This is a genomic window from Pseudomonas sp. Teo4 (assembly GCF_034387475.1).
GTDB lineage: Bacteria > Pseudomonadota > Gammaproteobacteria > Pseudomonadales > Pseudomonadaceae > Aquipseudomonas.
This window is the reverse complement of the sequence record NZ_JAXCIL010000002.1, coordinates 2,398,055-2,419,429: the sequence shown is the minus strand read 5'-3', so window position 1 is coordinate 2,419,429 and position 21,375 is coordinate 2,398,055. Positions and strand designations below refer to the sequence as shown.

Sequence of the window (21,375 nt, the reverse complement as noted above, 5' to 3'; positions counted from 1 at the left end):
AGATTCCCGGAGCCTGCCCGATGCGCCTCACCCACACCCTGCTGCTCACTGCCCTGCTGCCCCTGTTCGCCGGCTGCCAGCTCATGGCCAGCCAACCCAGCGACCCGAACATCGGCACCACGCGCATGCAGGGCGAGCTGAGTGCTGGTGGCGGCCAGCTGCTGTTCAAACCCTGCGGTGAGAGCCGCCACTTCGTGATCAACGACGCGGGCGGCACCGGCATTCTGCAGGAAGCCGCCAACCTGGCCGACGATGCCAACGACAAACTCTTCGCAGATGTCCGCGGCCGCCTCACCGGCAGCAAGCAGGCCAATACCGACGGTGTTCTCGACGTGCGCCGCCTGTACCGTCTGGATCCCTCCACCCGCGCTTGCGAAGACCCCAACTTCAAGCAGCTGACCCTGCGCGCCAATGGCCACGAACCCGAGTGGGACATCAAGGCCAGCGGCAAAGGCATGGTGCTCAACCGCGTTGGTCAGGACCCGCTGCCGCTGCCCTTCCTCGAAGAAGAAGTACCCGGCGGTGGCCTGACGCTGACCAGCGAAGCCAACGGCAAACATGTCGAGCTGTGGGTTGCCCCGCAACGCTGCGTCGACAGCGCCAGCGGCGCCGTTCATCACCTGCGCGCCGAACTGCACATCGACGGCCAGACCCTCAAAGGCTGTGGCTACTACGGTGGTGCGCGCGACAACTGATCGCCGGGCACTTTTATCCTGCCTGTCGGGGCGGCGAACAGCTTATACTTGGCGGTTTGTGTAAAGCCGCCGGCCGCCCATGGCCGGGATACTGGACCCTGCCATGCTACGAATCACCGAACTGAAGCTGCCCCTGGACCATCCCGACGAAGCCCTGCGCGAGGCCATCGTCCAGCGCCTGGGCATCGAGGACGAGCAACTGCTCAGCTTCACCCTGTTCAAACGCAGCTACGATGCGCGCAAGAAAAACAGCGAACTGCTGTTCATCTACACCATCGACCTCGAAACCAGCAACGAGGCCGAACTGCTGAGCAAGTTCGCCGATGATCGCAACATCGGCGTTGCCCCGGACGTCAGCTACAAGTTCGTTGGCCAGGCCCCGGCCGAACTGTCGGAACGCCCGATCGTGGTCGGTTTCGGCCCCTGCGGCATCTTCGCAGGCCTGTTGCTGGCACAAATGGGCTTCAAGCCGATCATCCTCGAGCGCGGCAAGGAAGTCCGCCAGCGTACCAAGGACACCTGGGGCCTGTGGCGTAAAAGCGTACTCAACCCAGAGTCCAACGTGCAGTTCGGCGAAGGCGGCGCCGGCACCTTCTCCGACGGCAAGCTGTACAGCCAGATCAAGGACCCGAACCACCACGGCCGCAAGGTACTGGAAGAGTTCGTCAAGGCTGGCGCGCCGGAAGAGATCCTCTACATCAACAAACCGCACATCGGTACCTTCCGCCTGACCGGCATGGTCGAGCAGATGCGCCAGGACATGATCGCCCTGGGTGCCGAAGTGCGCTTCCAGCAGAAGGTCACCGACCTGCTGCTCGAAGATGGCCAGGTGACTGGTGTTGTGCTGGAAAGCGGCGAACAGCTGCACTCCCGCCATGTGGTGCTGGCACTGGGGCACAGTGCCCGCGACACCTTCCGCATGCTGCACGCCAAGGGCGTGTACATGGAGGCCAAGCCGTTCTCCGTCGGATTCCGCATCGAGCACCCGCAGACGCTGATCGACAAGGCGCGTCTGGGCAAATACGCCGGCCACCCGAAGCTGGGGGCCGCCGACTACAAGTTGGTGCACCACGCCAAGAATGGTCGCTCGGTCTACAGCTTCTGCATGTGCCCGGGCGGCACCGTGGTTGCTGCCACCAGCGAGCCTGGGCGCGTCGTCACCAACGGCATGAGCCAGTATTCGCGCAACGAGCGCAACGCCAACTCTGGCATCGTCGTTGGTATCGACCCGGAGCGCGACTACCCGGGCGGCCCGCTGGCCGGTATCGAGCTGCAAGAGCGCCTGGAAGCCCATGCCTATGTGATGGGTGGCAGCAACTACCAGGCACCGGCACAGCTGGTGGGTGACTTCGTAGCCGGGCGTCCGTCCACCGCGCTGGGCAGCGTCGAGCCGTCCTACAAGCCGGGCGTTACCCTCGGTGACCTGGCCCCCAGCCTGCCGGACTTCGCCATCGAGGCCATCCGTGAAGCCTTGCCGGCCTTCGACCGCCAGATCAAGGGTTACAACCTGCACGATGCAGTACTGACCGGGATCGAGACCCGCACGTCCTCGCCACTGCGCATCACGCGAGGCGCGGATTACCAGAGCCTGAACCTCAAGGGGCTGTTCCCCGCGGGTGAAGGTGCAGGTTACGCGGGCGGCATTCTGTCGGCGGGTGTCGATGGTATTCGCATCGCCGAAGCGGTGGCGCGGGATATGCTCGGGCTCTGAATCTCGATCAGCAGTCCCGGCCTCATCGCTGGCAAGCCAGCTCCCACATCGACCGCGCACTACGGTACCTGTGGGAGCCGGCTTGCCGGCGATGAGGCCGATACAGGCAAAAAAAACCCCGAACGAGCCTGGCCCGTTCGGGGTTTTGTTTTTCAGTGGCTTCAGTGCGAAACGCGGCTGGTGCCATCGACCGTCATGATGCGTACACGGTCACCAACGCGGAAGATTTCGTTCTCCTGCACGGCCTGGACGTAGGCGCGCATGCTGCCGTCGTCTTCACGCACGGTGATTTCCACGCCCTGGGTGCGGGTGAGGCCTTCTTCAGCGGCCGAACCTGCCAGGCCACCGGCTACTGCACCGATGACTGCAGCGACGATGCTGCCACGGCCACCGCCAACAGCACTACCGGCCACACCACCGACGATGGCGCCAGCGCCGCCGCCGATCGGGGTCTTGGTGCCTTCGATTTTCACTGGGCGCAGGGACTCGATGGTACCCATGCGCACAGTCTGCACGCGACGGGCTTCATCACGGGAGTAGCTGTCGCCTGTCAGGCTCGAGGCACAGCCCCCGAGCAACAGCGACATGGTGGTGAAGGTCGCCACCAGCAAAACAGATTTACGCATGGGTACAGTCTCCATAAGTCAGGTGTCCATTAGACGCTGTGCCTTGACGGCTGTCACGATACATAGGTAACAAAATTGCTTTTATTCAGCTCTTGTACAGCCTCAATGGGCTGTTTTGCAGGCTTTTAACGTCAGACCAAGGATAGCCATGGATTACTTCATCGTCGTGGTAAGCACACTTGCGGGGCTGTACTTCCACGGCTGGCTGTATGTACGCATGCGGCGCTGGATGGATCGGGATCTGGCGTTGGCGCTGGCGGGAGCGGACACGGCAAAGCGTGCGTATATGTTGCAGAGCCTCGAACGGGCTCGGGCGCAGAAGGTCAAGCGCAAGGAACTGGCGGCCTGGCTGGAGCGCGAGGCCGCCGCTTACCGAGGTTAGGGCGCCAGGCGCTCGCGCAGCCACTGGCCATCGACCCAGCGGTAGTTCAAGCGGTCGTGCAACCGGCTGGCACGGCCCTGCCAGAATTCGATGCGCTCCGGCAGCAGACGATAACCGCCCCAATGCTCGGGGCAATGTGGCTGCGTGTCAGAGAACCGCGCCTCGGTAGCCTTGACCATGCCTTCCAACTCCTCACGCCCGGCGATCACTCGACTCTGTGGCGAAGCCCAGGCGCCCAGGCGACTGCCCAGCGGGCGCACCTGGAAGTAGTCGTCCGACTCTTTCGCAGTAACCTTCTCGACCCGACCCTCGATGCGCACCTGACGCTCCAGCGCCGGCCAGAAGAACGTCATGGCGGCGAAGGGGTTGGCCAGCAGTTGCTGGCCCTTGGCGCTGTCGTAGTTGGTGAAGAAGGTGAAACCGCGCTCATCGAGCCCCTTGAGCAACAACACGCGGCAATGGGGGCGCCCCTCGCCATCGACAGTGGCCAGGGTCAGGGCATTGGCCTCCACCGGGGGTTGCTCGGTTTTCACCGCGTCGGCAAACCACTGGTGGAACAGGGCGAACGGCTCAGCCGGCGCCTGGGCTTCTGCCAGGCCATCTCGGGTGTAGTCGCGGCGCATATCGGCCAGGGATTGGGTCATGGCTGCGTTTCCTTGACGATCAGTTGGTCTTCGCAGGGCTGTTGGCGGCGACTTTCTTGTCGGCCGTGGTTTTCTTGGCGACAGGCTTGGCCGGCGCGGCTTTCTTCTTGGCGGTGGTCTTGGCCGGAGCCTTGGCCTTGGCTTTGGTCGCCGGCTTCTTCGCTGCGGTCTTGGCGGCCGGCTTGCTGTCGGTGGCCTTGGCGGCAGGTGCCTTGGCATCCTGCACGGCAACCATCGACGCCGGGCTTGGCGCAGGAGCAGCCTGCTGATACTTGGCCAGCAGTGCGACCATGGTGTTCTGCGGCGTCAGCAGCATTTCCACGCGGCGGTTGAGGGCACGGCCTTCCGCGCTGTCGTTGGCGGCGCGTGGCATCACCGAGCCCATGCCCTTGAGGCTCAGGCGATCACGCTGCAGGCCACTGAGGCGGAAGATCGCCGACACCGAAGCGGCGCGCTCCAGGCTGAGCTTCTGGTTGGCAGCCGTCGCACCACTGTTGTCGGCATGGCCCAGCACCAGCACGGCAGACTTGGTATCGCCCTCCACCGTCTTGGCCACGCGGGTGATCGGGCCCAAGGTGATTGGCAGCAACATGTTCGGACGGTCAGGGTTGTAGGAACCATCCACCGGAATGGTTACCGCCAGCACATCCTCACGGCGCTCCAGCTGCAGCTTGCTGCCCTTGATCGCTTCGCGCACCTTCGGCTCGTACTCGTCCAGCCAGGCCTGGGTAGCCTTCTGGTCGATTTTCGGCACGGCGGGTGTCTTCGCCTGCTTGTCGTCACCGCCGAACGGCCACCACCAGTGGCTGGCGCTTTCGGACTTGGCGTCGGCCTTGGCGACTTTCTCGGTAACAGCTGCCTTCACTTCCTGATCGGCCACCTTGTCCGAACCGAAGGGCCACCAGCTGCTGCCACTGTCCTTCGAGGCGTTCTGGGAATGGCTGGCACAGCCCGTGACAGCGGTCAGGCACAGGGCAAGTGCTAAGGTTTTGTGTGAAGACATCAGCGATACACCATGAAATTAAAAGAAATTTTGCCCACGCGCTTTTGGCGTTGGCATTCAGGATAGTCAAAGGGACCGGTCAACACCCGCATTAACCGATCAAAGGCAACTGCCCAACACCCGGACCAGCTTCTGGGCACGAGGGTCCATTAGCACGTAGGGGCCTAGGGTATTGACCACGAAACCGAAGGAAACGTCGTGTTCCGGGTCGGCAAATCCGACGGAACCACCTGCCCCTGGGTGACCAAAGGCCCTGGAGCCGAGGCCGAACGTGGCATTGGCCACGTCGGGCTGGTCTAGCATGCAGCCGAGGCCGAAGCGAGTCTGGGTCAGCAGGGTACGGTCCTGGCCAAGGCTGTGCTCGCGGGTCAGCTCGTCAAGCAGCTCGGATTCAAGCAGGCTGCCGTCCAGCAGGCCGGCGTAGAAGCCCGCCAGGCTGCGGGCATTGCCGTGGCCATTGGCTGCAGGCTGCTGCATACGCCGCCACTCAGGCTTGTTGGTGCTGGTCAGGATCGCAGGCGGGTTGGTGAATGCGCGAGTGCTCAGCGCCTCTGGTTCGCGCATGGTGACCTGCAGCAGGCGCTGGGCGGCGGCATCGCCGGCGTTGCCTTTGCCACGGGCGATGTGCGCCACACGATGAAATTCTTCATCGGCCAGGCCGACGTGAAAGTCCAGCCCCAATGGCCGGGCGGTGCGGGCTACGATCGACTCGCCCGGCCCACGGCCGTCGACCCGACGAATGAGCTCGCCAATCAGCCAACCGTAGGTGATGGCGGCATAGCCATGCTCGGTACCTGGTGTCCACCAAGGCGCCTCTGCAGCCAGGGTATCGACCATGGTTTGCCAGTCGTACAGCGCCTCGGCGGGCAGCAGTTCGCGGATGGCCGGCAGACCTGCACGATGACTGAGCAACTGGCGCAGGGTGACAGATTCCTTGCCTGCCTGGGCGAACTCCGGCCAGTAACGGGCTACCGGAGCATCCAAAGCCAGCTTGCCTTCGCCCACCAGTTGCAGCGCGGTGACGGCCGTGAAGGTTTTGGTGCAGGAGAACAAGTTGGCGATGGTATCGCTGTGCCAGGCCTGCTGGCCGTCCTTGTCGGCGCTGCCCGCCCAGAGGTCGACCACGGTTTCCCCGCCCACCTGGATGCACAGCGCAGCGCCACGCTCCTGGGGATCATCGAACAACGCGGCGAACGCTTCACGCACTGCCTCGAACTTCAGCTCATAGTGACCCTGGATCTGCACCCGCCTGTTCTCCGTACGACCTTGCTGACAAAGGCGTGCATTGTTTCAGTAGTTGAAGGTTTTGCAAACTGGCTAAGGCCGGGTGGTCGCCGCTGCTGGTTTTTCCAGCTCGCTGCGCAGCTGCCCCAGAGCCTGCCAGTTGCTCTTGCGCACGGCCTCGACGAAGCCCGGGTACGGCACATCGGTAATCGCCACCAGCCCCAGATGCCCGTTCTCGCCATCGAGCAGCCGACCACTGGCCGGTTGGTCGAGGTACTGGAACCAATGCGCACCGACGATCATCGGCTGCGCCAGAGCCGCCTTGAGGAAGTTGCCATACGCCGGCCCACGATCCTCTTCACGCGCCACTTCCACCGGCCCCGGCCAGAATGGCCCGCGGTCACGGGAGCCAAACTGGAACTCGGACACCAGCACAGGCTTGTCCAGCTCGGCCAGACGGGCGAAGTCGTAGCCATCTTCGGGTTTGAGGGTATAGAAGTTGAAGCTCAGTACATCGCAGAACTCGGCACATGCCTTGACCGCCTCGGGCGTGCTCACCGCATAGCGCCCGCCCAGCAGCAGGTGATTGGGCGCATGCCACTTCAAGGCATCGGCAATGGTCTTGAAGTAGGTTTCGGCGAACACCTGTTGGAAGTGCTGATAATCACGCTCGATTTCAGGGTGTTCAGGGGTGGGCAGCGGCGCCTCGAAGCCTGGGTCCTCCATCAGCTCCCAGGCTTGCAGTTCGATACCCCAGGCCTTGGACAGCCCTTCCTGGTTGCGGTATTTGTCACGCAACTGCTTGAGGAAGGCCCGCTTGGCCGGCACGTCGGTGGTCAGACGCAGGGTGCCGTAGGCCAGTCCGTAGCGGGCTTTGGGGTCGTCACCAGGGGCAGCCCAGGCCAGCTCATTGTCGGCGAAGTAACCGATCAGCCAAGGGTCGTCGCGATGATCTCGTGCAGCGATGGCCACGGCGCGCTCGGTGGCCATGGCAAAACGCGGATCGAACGGGTCGGGCATGCGCCCCCACCAGTCCATGCCGGTGCTGATACTGGCGTAGTCGCCAATGATCGACAGCGGCAAGGTGTAAGGCACTCGTTTTGCCTGTCCCAGCGCGGGGTCGCTCCAGTTGCCCAGCGTGTTGAAGCCCCAGGCCTGCAGCCGGTCAAGGGCATGAGCCTGCCAGCGAGCCGCGTCAAACGCCAGCGGCGGGCAGACTGCCGGGGGCTGGCCGGGTGTGTCGGCACTGCATGGCTTGCCGTAGGTACGCTGCAGGTTGGCGGCGTAGAAATCGAACCAGCGCCCCTGCTTGAAGCCGCGCCCTTGCGACGAGGCATTGCCGTCGTCATTGTTGCCTTCACCAAAGAAGGCTGCCAGCGGTTCGCCTTCAGCCGGCAACACCTTGAACATTTTCTCGCGGCCGGCGATATAGGTGCGCCCGCCATCGGCAGTCACCGCATTGACTCCCAGCGAATAGAACGGGTGACCATCGGGGGTCACCAGGTACCAACGCCCATCGCGCTTTTCGGTACGGAAGAACCCCTTGGCCTCGAAGGTCGGCCCGGCCAGTAATCCACCATAGCTGTCCAGGTTCTGTTTTTGCCGTTCAGCCAGCCACCCTTTCAGTTGCTGCTGCTCGCGTTGATCGGCGGCTTTGAGCTGATCGTCGCTGACGATTTTCTCTGGCCAGCGACCACGGCTGGATTGGCCATAGGCGTCGATCAGCTCACGGTATGCAGCCTGGTACGCCACATCGTCATCCTGCAAGCCGACTTTCTCGATCAGCAGGTTCTGCGCGACCTTGGGGCCGGGAATGCTCAGGCTGACCGACACCACCTGCGTGAGGTCGACCTCCCCGGCACTGCTGGTCAGCAGCAGGCGCTGCCCTTCATGGACCCAAGGCATCGGCGGGCCGGCACGCATGCCTTGGCTCAGGGGTGAGCTGGCCTTCAGCGGCACCATCACGGTTTGCGCAGGCCCTGCCGGTAAATCGATGCGGCTGGTCAGCGTGCGGCCATCACTGCCCAGTACAGTGACATCCACGGTCAGTGCCCAGTCCATGGCGCTTTGCAGGCGCAAGGTCAGAAACTGCCCGGTGGACCAGTCCCAGGCACCGCTCTGCGGGCTAAGGCGCAGCGTAGGTCGCGCAACCGGATTGAACACCACACGCCGCAGGACTTCGCCTTCAGCCGTCTGCTCCGCATTGTACTGGGGCATGCCGGCATCCTCGGTCACCACGTTGACCACCGAGGCCGGGCGCACGAAGCTGAACAGCGTCTGTTGTCCAGCCAGCAACGGCGTGCTGAACAACAGGGTAAGAACGGCAGGTAGGGTGCGGCGGATCATAGGGCTGGGGCTCTCCTTCAGGGCCCTCATGAGCCCACGACCGAGTAATGGACAACGAGCCGGCGCATCGTGCTCCGGCTGTTACGAAATCTCCCGCCGGAATGGCGGCAGCGCATTGAGAATAGCCTTGCCATAGCGTTGGGTGACCAGACGCCGATCAAGCAAGGTGATGACGCCGCGATCCTGCTCGGTACGCAGCAGTCGACCGCAGGCCTGGATCAGGCGCAAGGAGGCGTCGGGCACGGCGATTTCCATGAACGGGTTACCGCCACGGGCCTCGATCCACTCGGCAAGCGCCGCCTCGACCGGGTCGTCGGGCACCGCAAAGGGGATCTTGGCGATCACCACGTGCTCGCAGTAGGCGCCGGGCAGGTCGACGCCCTCGGCGAAACTGGCCAGGCCGAACAGCACGCTGTGCTGGCCATCGTCGACCCGTGCCTTGTGTTTGTTGAGGGTTTCCTGCTTGGACAGGTTGCCCTGGATCAGCACCAGCTTGCGCCAGTCCCGGTCCAGGCCATCGAATACGTCCTGCATCTGTTTGCGCGAAGAGAACAGCACCAGGGCACCGCGGGCATCTTCGACGATGCCCGGCAGTTCACGGATGATCGCCGCCGTGTGCGCTGTCGCATCACGCGGGTCGGCGCCGAGGTCCGGGACCCGCAGCAACCCGGCATCGCCGTGCACGAACGGACTGGGCACCACGCAGGTGACGGCGTCGCGGGGCAGCCCCGAGCGCATGCGGAAACGGTCGAACTTGCCCAGCGCCGTGAGGGTCGCGGAGGTCACCAGGGCGCCATGGGCCACGTTCCACAGGCTGCGGCGCAGCATCTCGGCCGCCAGGATGGGGCTGGCGTTGACCTCGATGTCGAACAGCGCACCGCTTTCGGCCAGGGTCAGCCAGCGAGCCATGGGCGGGCTGTCTTCGGGGTCTTCGGCGGTGAAGGCGGTCCACAGTTCCCAGTTACCCTGGGCGCGGGTCACCAGGCTGCCGAACAACGGGTACCACTCTTCGGCCTGGTGGCTGGCGATACCGATGCTGACCTCGCCGTCCATGCCTTCCTTGAGCAGGTCAGCCAGACGGGTGAACAGGTCGTTGAGGCGGGCGAAGCCCTTTTTCAGCTCGATGCCCGCTTCGCGGATCTGCTCTGGGACCACGCCGCCTTCGAAACGGTAACGCGGGCGTTCGCGGCCTTCCATGTCCTCGCTGGGACGGAAGTCGGCCACCTGCTCGCACAGGGTGAACATGAACTGCTGCTGGGTGCGGATTTCCCGCGCAAGTTCGGGCACCTGCTCGATCAACTTGCCCAGATCGCCCGGCAACGGATGCTGGGCCAGGAGCTTGGTCAGGTTCTTGGCGGTCTGCTCCAGCCAATCGGCGGTGGAGCGCAACCGCGAATAATGGGCGAAGTGGCCAATAGCCTTGTCCGGTAGGTGATGGCCTTCATCGAACACGTAGACCGTGTCGCGAGGGTCGGGCAACACCGCACCGCCGCCCAGGGCCAGGTCAGCCAGCACCATGTCGTGGTTGGTGACGATGACATCGACCTTGCCCATGCCTTCCCGGGCCTTGTAGAACACACATTGCTGGAAGTTCGGGCAATGGCGGCCGGTGCACTGGCTGTGATCGGTGGTCAGGCGTGCCCAATCCTGGTCCTCCAGGGCCTCGGGCCAGCTGTCGCGGTCACCGTCCCAGCGGTTTCCGGCGAGCTTTTCGATCATGCTGTTGAACAGCTTCTGGCTGCGCTCATCGACTTCGATATGAAACCCCTCCTCCTCGAACAGCTGGGCAGTGGCCGATTGCGCATGGCCCTCCTGCAGCAGCACATCGAGCTTGGACAGGCACAGGTAGCGCCCCCGGCCCTTGGCCAGGGCGAAGCTGAAGTTCAGGCCGCTGTTGCGCATCAGATCGGGCAGATCCTTGAACACGATCTGTTCCTGCAGGGCAACGGTTGCGGTGGCGATCACCAGGCGTTTGCCGGCGGCCTTGGCGGCCGGAATCGCAGCCAGGCTGTAGGCCACCGTCTTGCCGGTACCGGTACCGGCCTCCACCGCCACCACGGCGGGTTCGCCCGCACGGCGACCTTCGTCGTCGCAGGCGATATCGCCGAGCACCTTGGCCACTTCGGCGATCATCAGACGCTGGCCATAACGCGGCTTCAGGCTCTTGGCTTCGAGAAAACGCGAGTAGGCGCCCTGGATGGTGGCTTTGAGTTCGTTGCTGATCATGGTCTGCAGGCGCCCGGAGGGCTGGATATATTTTCAGTGTTTCGCATGGGGCGGCTATCATACCCCGCTATTGCCCTTTGTGCCGCATGGAGATCCGGATGCTTGCCTTTGCCCTGCCCTACACACTTCACGTTCTGGCGGCCCTGGTCTGGGTCGGCGGCATGTTCTTCGCCTGGCTGGTGCTACGCCCGGCAGCGGTTGCAGCCCTTGAAGGGCCGGCCCGGCTGCGCTTGTGGGTGGAAGTTTTCCGACGTTTCTTCGGATGGGTCTGGCTGGCGGTAGCCATCTTGGCGATAAGTGGTATCGGCATGTTGCACATGCGCTTCAACGGTTTTGAAACCGCACCGCGCTACGTGCACGTGATGATCGGCGGCGGCATCGCCATGTTCGCGCTGTTCATGCGCATTCAGGCGCTGCTGCTGCCAGAGCTCAAGACGGCGGTGCAGGACGAGGACTGGTCGACGGGTGCCGCCGTGCTGGGCCGGATACGCCGGATGGTGGGGATCAACCTGATTCTGGGATTGGGCGTGGTAGCGGTGGCCAGCTCGCGTCTGGTGCTGTAGACGCCAAGCTGGCACAGCCATGCTGTCAGATCAGAGTTGGTGCAGAATCAACTCACCGGTTGCTCCTGCCAACCCCGGCTGTCCCGGTTGCCCCGGACGACCATTGGCCCCGGCATCGGTGCGGTAGACCAGGCAGCCCTTGCTCGCACCACCTTTGCCAGCCTTGCCGGCAGCCCCCGCCTTGCCGGGTGCGCCGCCATCGAGGCGAACCACGATACGTTCCTGCGCGAAGCCCTGCGGTACGCTCAAGCGGATGCGCCCTCCGGGGGCTCCGTCATGGCCGTTGCCACCATCATCGCCATTGGCGCCTCGGGTGGCCTGCCCCCAGGTGCAGCCGCCAGCCTGACCGTTGGCGCCATCCAGGCCCACATACCCCGGCGCACCGGCACCACCTCGGGCGTCGATTGCCAGGCGTTGAGCCGTGATGGCGTCCAGTTTCAAATCCAGGTTGCGACCCGAGCGGGCAGCCCGTTCGTAGGTGCCGGCCGAACCGGTGGCGCTGAACTCGCTGCCCTCATCCAACCGGGCATCGCGTGCCTGAATCAGCAGCGGGCTTTCGGACGGGGCGATGGCGATACGCGCATCACGCCCCAGTTCCAGCTGGTCGATACTCAGCTCTTTAAGCGAGGCGGGCAGCAGCAGGGTGGCGGAATCGGCCAGCTGCAGGCGCTCCAGATGCACGCTGGCCGACTTGTTGGGCAAGCGCAGCATGGAGTTGGCAGCGACCTGCAAGCTTTCTGCCTGGGCCAGAGGGGCGACCAATGCGGCCAGCAACATCAATTTACGCATGGCGTGGTGCCTCCTGCGGACGGGGAATGGACATGACATGGAAGATACCTGTCAGCAGTATCTGCAAACGGTCGAACCAGCGATGACTGCGCCCGCGCAGGCTGCCATTGAAGAACAGCACCTCCAGGCAGTGCAGGCTCAGGACAGTGATGCCAACTGCATTGATCAACAGATTGAGTGGCAGCGGTTGCGGCTTCAACAGATTGAACAGCACCACCCACCAGAAAACGACCGTCAGGGCCTTGCCAAGGCCCAGGATGAATTTCATACCCGCCCCTACTTATTTATTGTTATGCCGTCGCAACCCGTTCGAGCGGGCTGCGCGGCTAACAGTAGCGCCAATGCCACGGCTTGCGCCAGCGGCATCAATTGAGGTGTAGCTCCACCCGTCTGTTGAGCGCGCGACCCTGCTCGGTGTCGTTCTCGGTCACCGGTTCGCTTTCACCCTGGCCCTGGCTGGTGACCTTGGTTGGTGCAACGCCTTGGCTAATCAGGTACTCGGCGACACTACTGGCGCGGCGCTCGGACAACGTCTGGTTGTAGCTGTCAGAACCCACGCTGTCGGTATGGCCAACGACCCTGATGCGGGTCACGGCCGGCTCGGTGAGCCTGGGCACCAGGCTTTGCAGGCGCTGCTGAGCTGCGGCGGTGAGCTCGGCGGAGTCGAAAGCGAACATGACCTGGCCCTGATCATCGAGTGTGATCACCTCGGGCGTGGGCGCGGCTTCGCTGGCGGGAGCGGACGTTGGATACTGCGGTAACGGGCAACCCATGTGGTTGACGGCGGTGTTGGCAGGCGTATCGGGGCAGCGGTCGCGGCGATCGAACACGCCATCGCCATCCTCGTCGCCATCCTGGGCATAGCAGATCAGGCCACCGGCGATCGCGCCCAACGCACCGCCTCCGGCGGCCCAGCTGGAACTCTCGATTGCCCCAAGCCCACCGCCCACGAGGCCGCCCAGCAGGCTGCAGAGAGGCCAAGTCCTTTGATTGAGCGGCGCACTGCCGTCACTGTGCGTAGCGCAGCCTGCAAGCAGGCTCGATGCTAGCAACAGCGGCAACGCCGCTTTCGACATAACACTCATGGTGAATGCTCCTGTGTCATTGGCCGTAACCGGCTCCACAGGAGTAAAGACGCGCCCGCGTCACTTCTCAAGACGCGGGCGCAGGCCGTCAACGCTGGATCTTGATCTCGGTGCGACGGTTCATGGCGCGCCCATCAGCCGTGGCGTTATCGGCCACTGGTTGGGTCTCGCCAGCCCCTACTACAGAGACGAAACTGCTGCGCGGCACGCCTTGCTCGACCAGATAGTCCGTCACCGAGTGGGCCCGGCGCTCGGAAAGTTTCTGGTTGTAGCTGTCGGAGCCGACGCTGTCGGTATGGCCGCTGACGCTCAGGCGTGCGGTGGGCGCTTCCTGCTTCAGACGGGTGGCGATGGTGTTGAGCCGCTCTTTATCGGACGCGGTCAGGCGTGCGGAGTCGAACTCGAAGCGCACATCGCGAATGACGATGACTTCTTCTTTCTGTACGACGACTTCCTCGACCACCGGGGCTGGTTCTGGCGGGCATCCGTTGGCGTCGACCTGCACGCCACGCGGCGTGCCTGGGCACTTGTCACGGCTGTCCGGCACACCGTCACCGTCTTCGTCGCCATCGCCATGGGCCCAGCAGTAACCCGCCGCCAGGCTACCGCCGAGCAACGCGCCCCAGCCGGCCCAGCTGGAACTTTCGATGGCGCCCAAGGCGGCGCCGCCTACACCCCCGACGGCAGCGCACTTCGGCCAGTCGGTTTTTTGCAAACCTGCACAACCAGTCAACACACTGGTGAGCAGTACCAGGGGTATCGCTGTGCGTACTATGCTCATTTTGTTGCTTCTCCTAGGGGGAATCGGCATGAGGCCGATCCTTGGGAGTAAAGACCCCGCAATCCATCCCTGCCAGCAATAAGCCACGACGCGGCCACATGCCTCTTTGCCCACAGCCAACAGCCCGCTAGTCTTGGACGACCTGAATGAGGATTGGCAATGACCGACGGTTTTTCCCAGCGCACCCCGCAACAGGCCCTGGCGGCCCTGCTAGAGCGCTTCACCCCGCAACGCTTGCTGCTGGTCGGCTCGCGTTTCCCGGCCCTGGATGCCTTTGCCCAAGCACACCCTGAGGTGCGGATAGAAACCGCTGCCGCCGGCCCACTGCCCGCCGAACTGGCGGCACAGCGCTTCGACCTGGCCGTGCTGGTGGACTGCCTGGAGCACCTGCCCAAGCGGACCGGGCTGGAGCTGCTGGGTGGTATTCGCAACCTCAATGCCAGCCGAGTCGCGGTGCTGGCTGACCTGTCGGTGTGTGGTTGGCACGACACCGATTTCTTTGCCCTGGCACTGTCGGCAAGCGAGAAATTCCGCCGCGACGAGCAGGTGTTGAGCCTGTTCACCTATGATCTACATGACTACAAGCAGGTCCCGGACTGGTTGAACGCCAAGTTCTGGGCCAACCCTGAAAACTTTGGCAAGTACTGGTGGTGATGATGAGTGTTTCGGTTTGCCCTTGCGGCAGCGGCAACCTGCTCGATGCCTGCTGCGGGCATTACCATGCCGGCACCCCGGCGCCGGATGCCCAGACGCTGATGCGCTCGCGCTACAGCGCTTACGTGTTGGGCCTGATCGACTACCTGGTGGCCACCACCCTGCCCGCCCAGCAGACGGGCCTGGACCGCGCCGCCATGGCTGCCTGGAGCGCCCAGAGCACCTGGCTCGGCCTGGAAGTGGAAAGTGCCGAAGTGCTGGGCGGACAGCCCGAGCACGGTTTCGTCACCTTCACTGCTCGCTGGCATGACCTGGAGGGGGACCACCAGCATCGCGAACGTTCGGCGTTCGTGCAGCATGACGGGCGTTGGTACTTCATCGACCCGACCGTCGAGCTCAAGGCCGGACGCAACGACCCCTGCCCCTGCGCCAGCGGGCAGAAGTTCAAGAAATGCTGCGCCAGTTACGTGGGTAGCTGAGCATGCTCGCCCTGGTCCGCTTGTCCGTACTCAGTGTCTTGCTGATGTTGCTGGCGGGCTGTGCCAGCTGGTGGGGCGACGATTGGCGCGAGCCGCAGGTGCATCTGGTCAAGGTCGAGACCGTCAAGGCCAGGTTGCTCCAGCAAGAATTCGTGCTGCACGTGCGCATCGACAACCCGAACGACAGCCGTCTGTTCATACGCAACCTCGATTACTCGGTGCGGCTCAACAACTTGCTGCTGGTAGAAGATGAAGCCAGTTTGTGGCGCAGCGTTGGCGGCCATGCCCGGCGAACCTTCAAGATCACGGCGCGGACCAACCTGTGGGAACACCTCAAACCCTTGGCCAAGCTGCTCAAAAGCGGTGAGCCGCTGCACTACACCTTGCAGGGCGAGCTCAATACCGGGCTGCTCATCTTCCGAAGCCTGCACTTGTCGCGCAGTGGTGAGATAATGCCCGGCGATCTCAAACCGGAGTAACACCGCAATGACCCAACAACCCCATGTTCATGGCCCGGACTGCAACCATGGTCACGATCACCATCATGACCACGACCACGGTCATGTGCACGGCCCGCACTGCAACCATGGCCACCAGGAGCCAGTGCGCAATGCGCTGAAGGACGTCGGTCGCAACGACCCATGCCCATGCGGTAGCCAGAAGAAGTTCAAGAAGTGCCACGGCGCTTGATACCTAGGCACGTTTTTAGTTTTGTAGCGCCGTAGAGATCGAGCGCCGCCCGCGCGGCGCATCGCGAGCAAGGCTCGCTCCTACGTTTGTTTTCGGCCAATAACGCCTGTGACAGATGCGCGCGACCGCCTTGATTGTACGACTCGATTTCGCGCCGTGCGCCAAAGCGGTCGCGCGCATTTTCCACTGACAAAACTGGCCCGAAACAAACGTAGGAGCGAGCCTTGCTCGCGATGCGCCGCGCGGGCGGCGCTCGATTTCAAAACCGCTGAAAGTCTACCGGCATGCTACCTTAGCGCCTTTCCAACCCCGCCACGCCTAGCAGGAGCCTTGTCATGGCCGCCCCCGCCTTCCCACCCTTCCGCCCGCGGCTCTCGACCGCTGCCACGCTGCTCGGCATGCTCGGACTCGCCGGCTGCCAGATGGGCGGCTACCAGGACACCGTCCCCCCTACCACCGGCATCCAGCCGCTCAAGGGCCTGGCACAGAACGTCACGGTACGGCGCAACGCCATGGGCGCGCCGCTGATCGAAAGCAGCAACTTCCACGACGCGCTGTTCAGCCTGGGCTACCTCCACGCCGGCGACCGCATCGAACAGATGCTCGCCATGCGCCTGCTCGCCCAGGGCCGTCTGGCCGAACTGGCCGGCAGCGATGCCCTGGACATCGACCGCCTGATGCGCGCCGCCAACCTCAAGCAAAGCTCGGCCCAGCTGTATGCCGACGCCTCGCCGCGCCTGAAACGCTTCTTTGAAGTCTACGCACGCGGGGTCAACGCCTATCTGTTCCGCTACCGCGACAAGCTGCCTGCCAATTTGGCCAACAGCGGCTACCGCCCGGAATACTGGAAGCCCGAAGACTCGGCCCTGATCTTCAGCCTGTACGCCTTCAGCCAGTCCGTGAACCTGCAGGAAGAACTGAGCGCCCTGACCCTCGCGCAAAAAGTCGGCAACGACAAATTGCACTGGCTGCTGCCCGGCGCGCCGGACGAACCCCTGGCCGAGGCCGAACTCGACAAGCTCAAAGGCCTGAACATTTCCAGCCAGTTGCCTGGCCTTTCGGCCCTGGCCGCTGCCAGCCAGAAACTCGCCGACCTCGACCTGCTAGGCAGCCCGGGTTCGGCCAACCTGGCCCTGGGGCCGCAGCGCAGCCGCAGCGGCAAAAGCCTGTTGGCCAGCGACACGCGAGCGGCCTGGGCACTGACCCCGGTGCAGATCCAAACCGGCAAGTATCAAGTCGCCGGCCTGTCTCTGCCTGGCCTGCCCATCGTGCTGGCCGGCTACAACGGCAAAGTGGCCTGGAGCAGCAGCGCGGTCATGGCCGACAACCAGGACCTGTACCTGGAGCAACTACGCCGCCAGGGCAACCAGCTGAACTACCTGGCCGACGGTAAATGGCAGCCCGCCCGCGCCCGCAGCGAGACGTTCTTCGTACGCGGCCAACGCCCGCTGCGCGAAGTCATGTACGACACCCGTCATGGCACCCTGCTCGCCCAGCCCGGCAATGCCAGCCTGGGCCTGGGCCTGGCCCTGAACCTGCCACAGTTCAAGGGCGACCGTAGCCTGGATGCCCTGTTCGACCTGACCCGCGCCCGCACCGTGGAGCGCGCCTTCGACAGCACCCGCGAGGTGGCAGCCGTCGCCCTCAACTTCGTCTTCGCCGAACCGGAGCACATCGGCTGGCAGGTCAGCGGTCGCTACCCGAACCGCCGCGAAGGCCAAGGTTTGCTGCCTTCGCCAGGCTGGGACGGGCGCTACGACTGGGACGGCTACGCTGATCCAATGCTGCACCCCTACGATCAGGACCCACCAGCCGGCTGGCTCGGCCACGCCAACCAGCGCAGTCAGCCACGCGGCTACGGCATGCAGTTGTCCAACACCTGGTATTACCCTGAGCGCGCCGAACGCCTGGCACAGCTGGCCGGCAATGGTCGCCACGACGCCCGTAGCCTGATGGCACTGCAGAACGACCAAGTGACGCTGCTGGCTGACAAGCTCAAGCAGATGTTCGACGCACCCGGCATGGCCCAACCGCTCAAGCAGGCCATCGACGCCCTGCCCGCCGGCCAACGCGACAAGGCCCGGGACGCCCTGACGCGGCTCAAGGCCTTCGATGGTCGCTTGAGCCCGGTGTCGGCCGATGCTGCGCTGTACGAACTTTTCCTTCAGGAAGTTGCCCGGCAAACCTTCCTCGATGACCTGGGCCCGGAATCCGGTGCCGCCTGGCAAGCGTTCGTCAGCAATGCCCGGCTGTCGTACTCAGCCCAGGCCGACCACCTGCTGGGGCGCGAAGACAGCCCGTTCTGGGATGACCGCAGCACCCCGCAGAAAGAAGACAAGCCCGCCATCCTCGCCCGCAGCCTGGCGGCGGCGGTGGACGCCGGTACCGCACAAATGGGCGCGGACCGTCGTGCCTGGCAGTGGGGCAAACTGCACCAGTATCGCTGGCCGGGTACCGCTTATCATGGCCTGGGCGACGCCCTTAGCCGCTCACCACTGGCCGCAGGGGGCGACTTCAGCACCTTGGCGCTGACGCCTTATGCCTGGGGCAACGACTTCGACACCCGGCTGCCGGCGTCTGCCCGTCTGATCGTCGACTTCGGCCAGGCTGAACCGCTGCAGGTACTGACCAGCAACGGGCAATCTGGCAACCCGGCCAGCAAGCATTACAGCGACGGGCTCGATGCCTGGTTCAAAGGGCGCTTCACCAGCCTGCCAATGCAGCCGCAAAACTTCGCTCGGGCTTATGGCAACCAGCGACTGACTCTGGTTCCAGGCAAATAAGCCGGCTACTCGGTTGCGCCTGAGACAGGCGCAACCGCGCAAATTATGCTTCTATCTTTGTGCCGACCCGTGTCGCAGACCGTTTTCGCCACGCAGCCAGGACCACCATGCACCACTCTACCCACGACCTGCTCTCCCCCGTACCGGGGATCACCCGCCAGTTGCACAGTTTCCACTTCGGACCTCGCGGTGGCGTCAAGGTGTACATCCAGGCCTCACTGCATGCCGACGAACTGCCCGGCATGCTGGTGGCTTGGCACCTCAAGCGCCAACTGGCCGAACTGGAACAGCAAGGACGCCTGCGTAGCGAGGTCATTCTGGTCCCCGTGGCCAACCCGGTCGGCCTGGAACAGGTACTGCTGGACGCACCTTTGGGGCGCTTCGAGCTGCAAAGTGGCGAAAACTTCAACCGCAAGTTCGTCGACCTTTCGGACAGCATCGGGGACCAGATCGAGCAGCACCTGAATCAGGACCCCGCGCACAATGTTGCGCTGATCCGCGAGTACCTGCGCCGCGGCCTGGACGCGCACCAGGCGCAAACACCCCTGCAGTCCCTGCGTTTGACCTTGCAGCGCCTGGCCTGCGATGCCGACCTGGTGCTGGACCTGCATTGCGACTTCGAAGCGGTCGAGCACCTCTACACCACGCCGGAAGCTTGGCCGCAGGTGGAGCCCCTGGCCCGCTACCTGGGGGCTCAGGCCAGCCTGCTGGCCACCGACTCAGGTGGGCAGTCGTTCGATGAATGCTTCAGCCTGGTCTGGTGGCAACTGCAGCAACGCTTCGGCAAGCGTTTTCCAATTCCACTGGGGAACTGCTCGGTTACCGTCGAGTTGCGCGGCCAGGCCGATGTCAGCCATGACTTGGCTAGCAAGGACTGCCAGGCGATTATCGACTTCCTGACCCACAGAGGCGCCATCGAAGGCGCCTGTGCACCGCTACCAGCGCTGCCCCGGCCCGCCACCCCGCTGGCAGCAGTCGAGCCATTACAGGCACCGCTGGGCGGGCTGTTGGTGTACCACGCCAAACCGGGTCAGCATGTGGAGGCAGGCCAGTTGATCGCAGAGGTCATCGACCCGCTCAGCGATCGCGTCACGGCCATACGCAACAGTCAGTCTGGTTTGCTGTATGCCCGCAGTGTGCGGCGCATGGCAACGGCCGGCATGGTGATCGCCCATGTCGCAGGGGAACAGGTCATGCGCAGCGGCTACTTGCTGGCCAACTGAGCAGCCCCAGGCAGCCTGGAGTCACGCCACAGGCGCAGGGGGTGGCTCGTCGGGCAGCGTCGGCTCACCGGGCTCCATGGGTTGGCCTTCACCGGGGTCGGGCGGCTGCGGAGTGTCGGGGTCGGGCTGATGCGGTACACCGCCAGCCTGGAGCGGCAGCGGATGCGCCAGCAATGACCACGCCAGCAAGCCGATCTGATTGGGCTGCAGGACAGCCAGCTTCGCGCTGATCGTGGGATGGAGTTTCATTGGCAGCTCCTGAGCGGGGCCGATGCACAGCGCGTGCAACGGCACGGTTATCCCGTTGGAGTGCCAAATGCGCGAGGAATTCCCCGCGCTCGTCGGCTCAGGTACGCGGCAGAGTGACGCCGCGCTGGCCCTGGTACTTGCCGCCACGGTCCTTGTAGGACACTTCACACTCTTCATCGGACTCGAGGAAAAGCATCTGGGCGACGCCTTCGTTGGCGTAGATTTTCGCCGGCAGGGTGGTGGTGTTGGAGAACTCCAGGGTCACATGGCCTTCCCACTCAGGCTCGAGCGGAGTCACGTTGACGATGATGCCGCAACGCGCGTAGGTGCTTTTGCCCAGGCAGATGGTCAGCACGTTGCGCGGAATACGGAAGTATTCGACGGTACGCGCCAGGGCGAAGGAGTTCGGCGGAATGATGCAGACGTCGCTCTTGACGTCGACGAAGCTGCCGGCATCGAAATTCTTCGGGTCGACCGTGGCCGAATTGATGTTGGTGAAGACCTTGAATTCGTCAGCGCAACGCACGTCGTAACCGTAGCTGGAGACGCCGAAGGAGATCACCCGGCTGTCGTGCTCGCCGCGCACCTGGCGCTCGACGAACGGTTCGATCATGCCGTGTTCCTGCGCCATGCGGCGAATCCACTTGTCCGATTTGATGCTCATGGCGGGGTGTCCTGAAGGGTTGCGAGGTGAAAATCGAGACGCGCATCTTACCGGTCCGCGCGCTCAGGTTAAAGTTCCATGCCGCATCCCGCGCCGGACGGGGCTTGCGTTGGCCGTCGATCTGAATTTCCACAAAGGCCATCTTGGTGATTGGCAGGTCGCGGAAAGTGGGTTAAGGTGGCGCCACTGTGCTGCACGTGACACCGAGAATCTCTAGTTTGATGCACGATTCCTATCGGCCCATCGCTGAATTTTCTGCTCTCTTTGCGCTCAGTCCCGGCCAGGGTTTTTCCTGACCGTAATCAACTTTGTCCAAGGAGACAGAAACATGTCCAACCGTCAATCCGGTGTTGTTAAGTGGTTCAACGATGAGAAAGGCTACGGCTTCATCACCCCTCAGTCGGGCGACGACCTGTTCGTGCACTTCAAAGCCATCCAAGCTGACGGCTTCAAAACCCTGAAAGAAGGCCAGGCTGTTACTTTCGTCGCTACCCGCGGCCAGAAAGGCATGCAGGCTGAAGAAGTTCAGATCGCCTAAGTCGATCTCGCTTCCTAGCT

The 21,375-nt window shown here is 63.7% G+C and carries 23 protein-coding genes; 11 read left to right on the top strand and 12 right to left on the bottom strand.

What is annotated here, in order from left to right:
* Nucleotides 1-20: 20 nt before the first annotated feature.
* Together PspTeo4_RS27470 and PspTeo4_RS27465 are read left to right on the top strand one after the other, a co-directional pair.
* The gene (locus PspTeo4_RS27470) at nt 21-695 is read left to right on the top strand and encodes a hypothetical protein (protein WP_322366833.1); all 675 of its coding nucleotides are present in this window, start codon (nt 21-23) and stop codon (nt 693-695) included.
* Between the two features lie 103 nt (nt 696-798).
* A complete protein-coding gene (locus PspTeo4_RS27465) occupies nt 799-2,406 on the top strand; it encodes an NAD(P)/FAD-dependent oxidoreductase (protein WP_322366832.1) in 1,608 nt (535 codons plus the stop codon).
* Between the two features lie 161 nt (nt 2,407-2,567).
* Here the strand turns inward: PspTeo4_RS27465 and PspTeo4_RS27460 are convergent, their stop codons facing one another.
* Entirely contained in the window at nt 2,568-3,032 is a 465-nt protein-coding gene (locus PspTeo4_RS27460; protein WP_322366831.1) for a glycine zipper 2TM domain-containing protein, read from the bottom strand.
* 148 nt (nt 3,033-3,180) lie between these two features.
* Between PspTeo4_RS27460 and PspTeo4_RS27455 the strand changes: the two genes are divergently transcribed.
* Nucleotides 3,181-3,414 carry a hypothetical protein gene (locus PspTeo4_RS27455; protein ID WP_322366830.1) on the top strand — a complete coding sequence of 78 codons (234 nt, stop codon included), beginning with the start codon at nt 3,181-3,183 and terminating at the stop codon, nt 3,412-3,414.
* On the opposite strand, the gene pdxH is transcribed toward PspTeo4_RS27455, so the two are convergent.
* The 5 genes from pdxH to dinG form a co-directional block, all read right to left on the bottom strand.
* Nucleotides 3,411-4,058 (bottom strand): pyridoxamine 5'-phosphate oxidase, encoded by a 648-nt coding sequence (pdxH, locus tag PspTeo4_RS27450; RefSeq protein ID WP_322366829.1) that lies wholly within the window; start codon nt 4,056-4,058, stop codon nt 3,411-3,413. The two genes, PspTeo4_RS27455 and pdxH, sit on opposite strands and share 4 nt — an antisense overlap.
* Nucleotides 4,059-4,077: 19 nt before the next feature.
* Nucleotides 4,078-5,061: an OmpA family protein gene (locus PspTeo4_RS27445; protein ID WP_322366828.1), complete on the bottom strand. Its 984-nt coding sequence runs from the start codon at nt 5,059-5,061 to the stop codon at nt 4,078-4,080.
* 99 nt (nt 5,062-5,160) lie between these two features.
* A complete protein-coding gene (locus tag PspTeo4_RS27440; RefSeq protein WP_322366827.1) occupies nt 5,161-6,306 on the bottom strand; it encodes a serine hydrolase domain-containing protein in 1,146 nt (381 codons plus the stop codon).
* 72 nt (nt 6,307-6,378) lie between these two features.
* Nucleotides 6,379-8,631, bottom strand: a complete 2,253-nt coding sequence (locus tag PspTeo4_RS27435; RefSeq protein ID WP_322366826.1) for a beta-galactosidase — start codon at nt 8,629-8,631, stop codon at nt 6,379-6,381.
* Nucleotides 8,632-8,712: 81 nt separating this feature from the next.
* Nucleotides 8,713-10,857, bottom strand: a complete 2,145-nt coding sequence (dinG, locus tag PspTeo4_RS27430) for an ATP-dependent DNA helicase DinG (protein ID WP_322366825.1) — start codon at nt 10,855-10,857, stop codon at nt 8,713-8,715.
* Nucleotides 10,858-10,955: 98 nt separating this feature from the next.
* Here dinG and PspTeo4_RS27425 point away from each other — a divergent pair, with 98 nt between their 5' ends.
* Nucleotides 10,956-11,420 carry a CopD family protein gene (locus tag PspTeo4_RS27425; protein WP_322366824.1) on the top strand — a complete coding sequence of 155 codons (465 nt, stop codon included), beginning with the start codon at nt 10,956-10,958 and terminating at the stop codon, nt 11,418-11,420.
* A 30-nt stretch (nt 11,421-11,450) separates the two neighbouring features.
* Here the strand turns inward: PspTeo4_RS27425 and PspTeo4_RS27420 are convergent, their stop codons facing one another.
* The 4 genes from PspTeo4_RS27420 to PspTeo4_RS27405 all read right to left on the bottom strand — a co-directional run bounded on the left by PspTeo4_RS27420 (nt 11,451) and on the right by PspTeo4_RS27405 (nt 14,075).
* The gene (locus PspTeo4_RS27420) at nt 11,451-12,209 is read right to left on the bottom strand and encodes a collagen-like protein (protein ID WP_322366823.1); all 759 of its coding nucleotides are present in this window, start codon (nt 12,207-12,209) and stop codon (nt 11,451-11,453) included.
* A complete protein-coding gene (locus PspTeo4_RS27415; RefSeq protein WP_322366822.1) occupies nt 12,202-12,477 on the bottom strand; it encodes a DUF1145 domain-containing protein in 276 nt (91 codons plus the stop codon). The genes PspTeo4_RS27420 and PspTeo4_RS27415 overlap by 8 nt, the downstream gene beginning before the upstream one ends.
* A 97-nt stretch (nt 12,478-12,574) precedes the next feature.
* Entirely contained in the window at nt 12,575-13,294 is a 720-nt protein-coding gene (locus PspTeo4_RS27410) for an OmpA family protein (RefSeq protein WP_322366821.1), read from the bottom strand.
* A gap of 88 nt (nt 13,295-13,382) precedes the next feature.
* Complete coding sequence (locus tag PspTeo4_RS27405; protein ID WP_322366820.1) at nt 13,383-14,075, bottom strand: OmpA family protein; 693 nt, start codon at nt 14,073-14,075, stop codon at nt 13,383-13,385.
* 159 nt (nt 14,076-14,234) lie between these two features.
* Here PspTeo4_RS27405 and PspTeo4_RS27400 point away from each other — a divergent pair, with 159 nt between their 5' ends.
* The 6 genes from PspTeo4_RS27400 to PspTeo4_RS27375 all read left to right on the top strand — a co-directional run bounded on the left by PspTeo4_RS27400 (nt 14,235) and on the right by PspTeo4_RS27375 (nt 19,904).
* Nucleotides 14,235-14,729, top strand: a complete 495-nt coding sequence (locus tag PspTeo4_RS27400) for a DUF6231 family protein (RefSeq protein WP_322366819.1) — start codon at nt 14,235-14,237, stop codon at nt 14,727-14,729.
* Between the two features lie 2 nt (nt 14,730-14,731).
* Nucleotides 14,732-15,208: a YchJ family protein gene (locus PspTeo4_RS27395; RefSeq protein WP_322366818.1), complete on the top strand. Its 477-nt coding sequence runs from the start codon at nt 14,732-14,734 to the stop codon at nt 15,206-15,208.
* Nucleotides 15,209-15,210: 2 nt separating this feature from the next.
* A complete protein-coding gene (locus tag PspTeo4_RS27390) occupies nt 15,211-15,687 on the top strand; it encodes an LEA type 2 family protein (protein WP_322366817.1) in 477 nt (158 codons plus the stop codon).
* A gap of 7 nt (nt 15,688-15,694) precedes the next feature.
* Nucleotides 15,695-15,898: an SEC-C metal-binding domain-containing protein gene (locus PspTeo4_RS27385; protein WP_011532538.1), complete on the top strand. Its 204-nt coding sequence runs from the start codon at nt 15,695-15,697 to the stop codon at nt 15,896-15,898.
* Between the two features lie 335 nt (nt 15,899-16,233).
* The gene (locus tag PspTeo4_RS27380) at nt 16,234-18,681 is read left to right on the top strand and encodes a penicillin acylase family protein (protein ID WP_322366816.1); all 2,448 of its coding nucleotides are present in this window, start codon (nt 16,234-16,236) and stop codon (nt 18,679-18,681) included.
* 107 nt (nt 18,682-18,788) lie between these two features.
* The gene (locus tag PspTeo4_RS27375; protein ID WP_322366815.1) at nt 18,789-19,904 is read left to right on the top strand and encodes a succinylglutamate desuccinylase/aspartoacylase family protein; all 1,116 of its coding nucleotides are present in this window, start codon (nt 18,789-18,791) and stop codon (nt 19,902-19,904) included.
* Nucleotides 19,905-19,925: 21 nt separating this feature from the next.
* On the opposite strand, the gene PspTeo4_RS27370 is transcribed toward PspTeo4_RS27375, so the two are convergent.
* Nucleotides 19,926-20,153 carry a hypothetical protein gene (locus PspTeo4_RS27370; RefSeq protein WP_322366814.1) on the bottom strand — a complete coding sequence of 76 codons (228 nt, stop codon included), beginning with the start codon at nt 20,151-20,153 and terminating at the stop codon, nt 19,926-19,928.
* A gap of 97 nt (nt 20,154-20,250) precedes the next feature.
* Complete coding sequence (gene dcd, locus PspTeo4_RS27365; protein WP_012313046.1) at nt 20,251-20,817, bottom strand: dCTP deaminase; 567 nt, start codon at nt 20,815-20,817, stop codon at nt 20,251-20,253.
* Nucleotides 20,818-21,145: 328 nt separating this feature from the next.
* On the opposite strand from dcd, the gene PspTeo4_RS27360 reads away from it, so the two are divergent.
* The gene (locus PspTeo4_RS27360) at nt 21,146-21,355 is read left to right on the top strand and encodes a cold-shock protein (RefSeq protein ID WP_003254922.1); all 210 of its coding nucleotides are present in this window, start codon (nt 21,146-21,148) and stop codon (nt 21,353-21,355) included.
* The last annotated feature ends 20 nt before the right edge of the window (nt 21,356-21,375 follow it).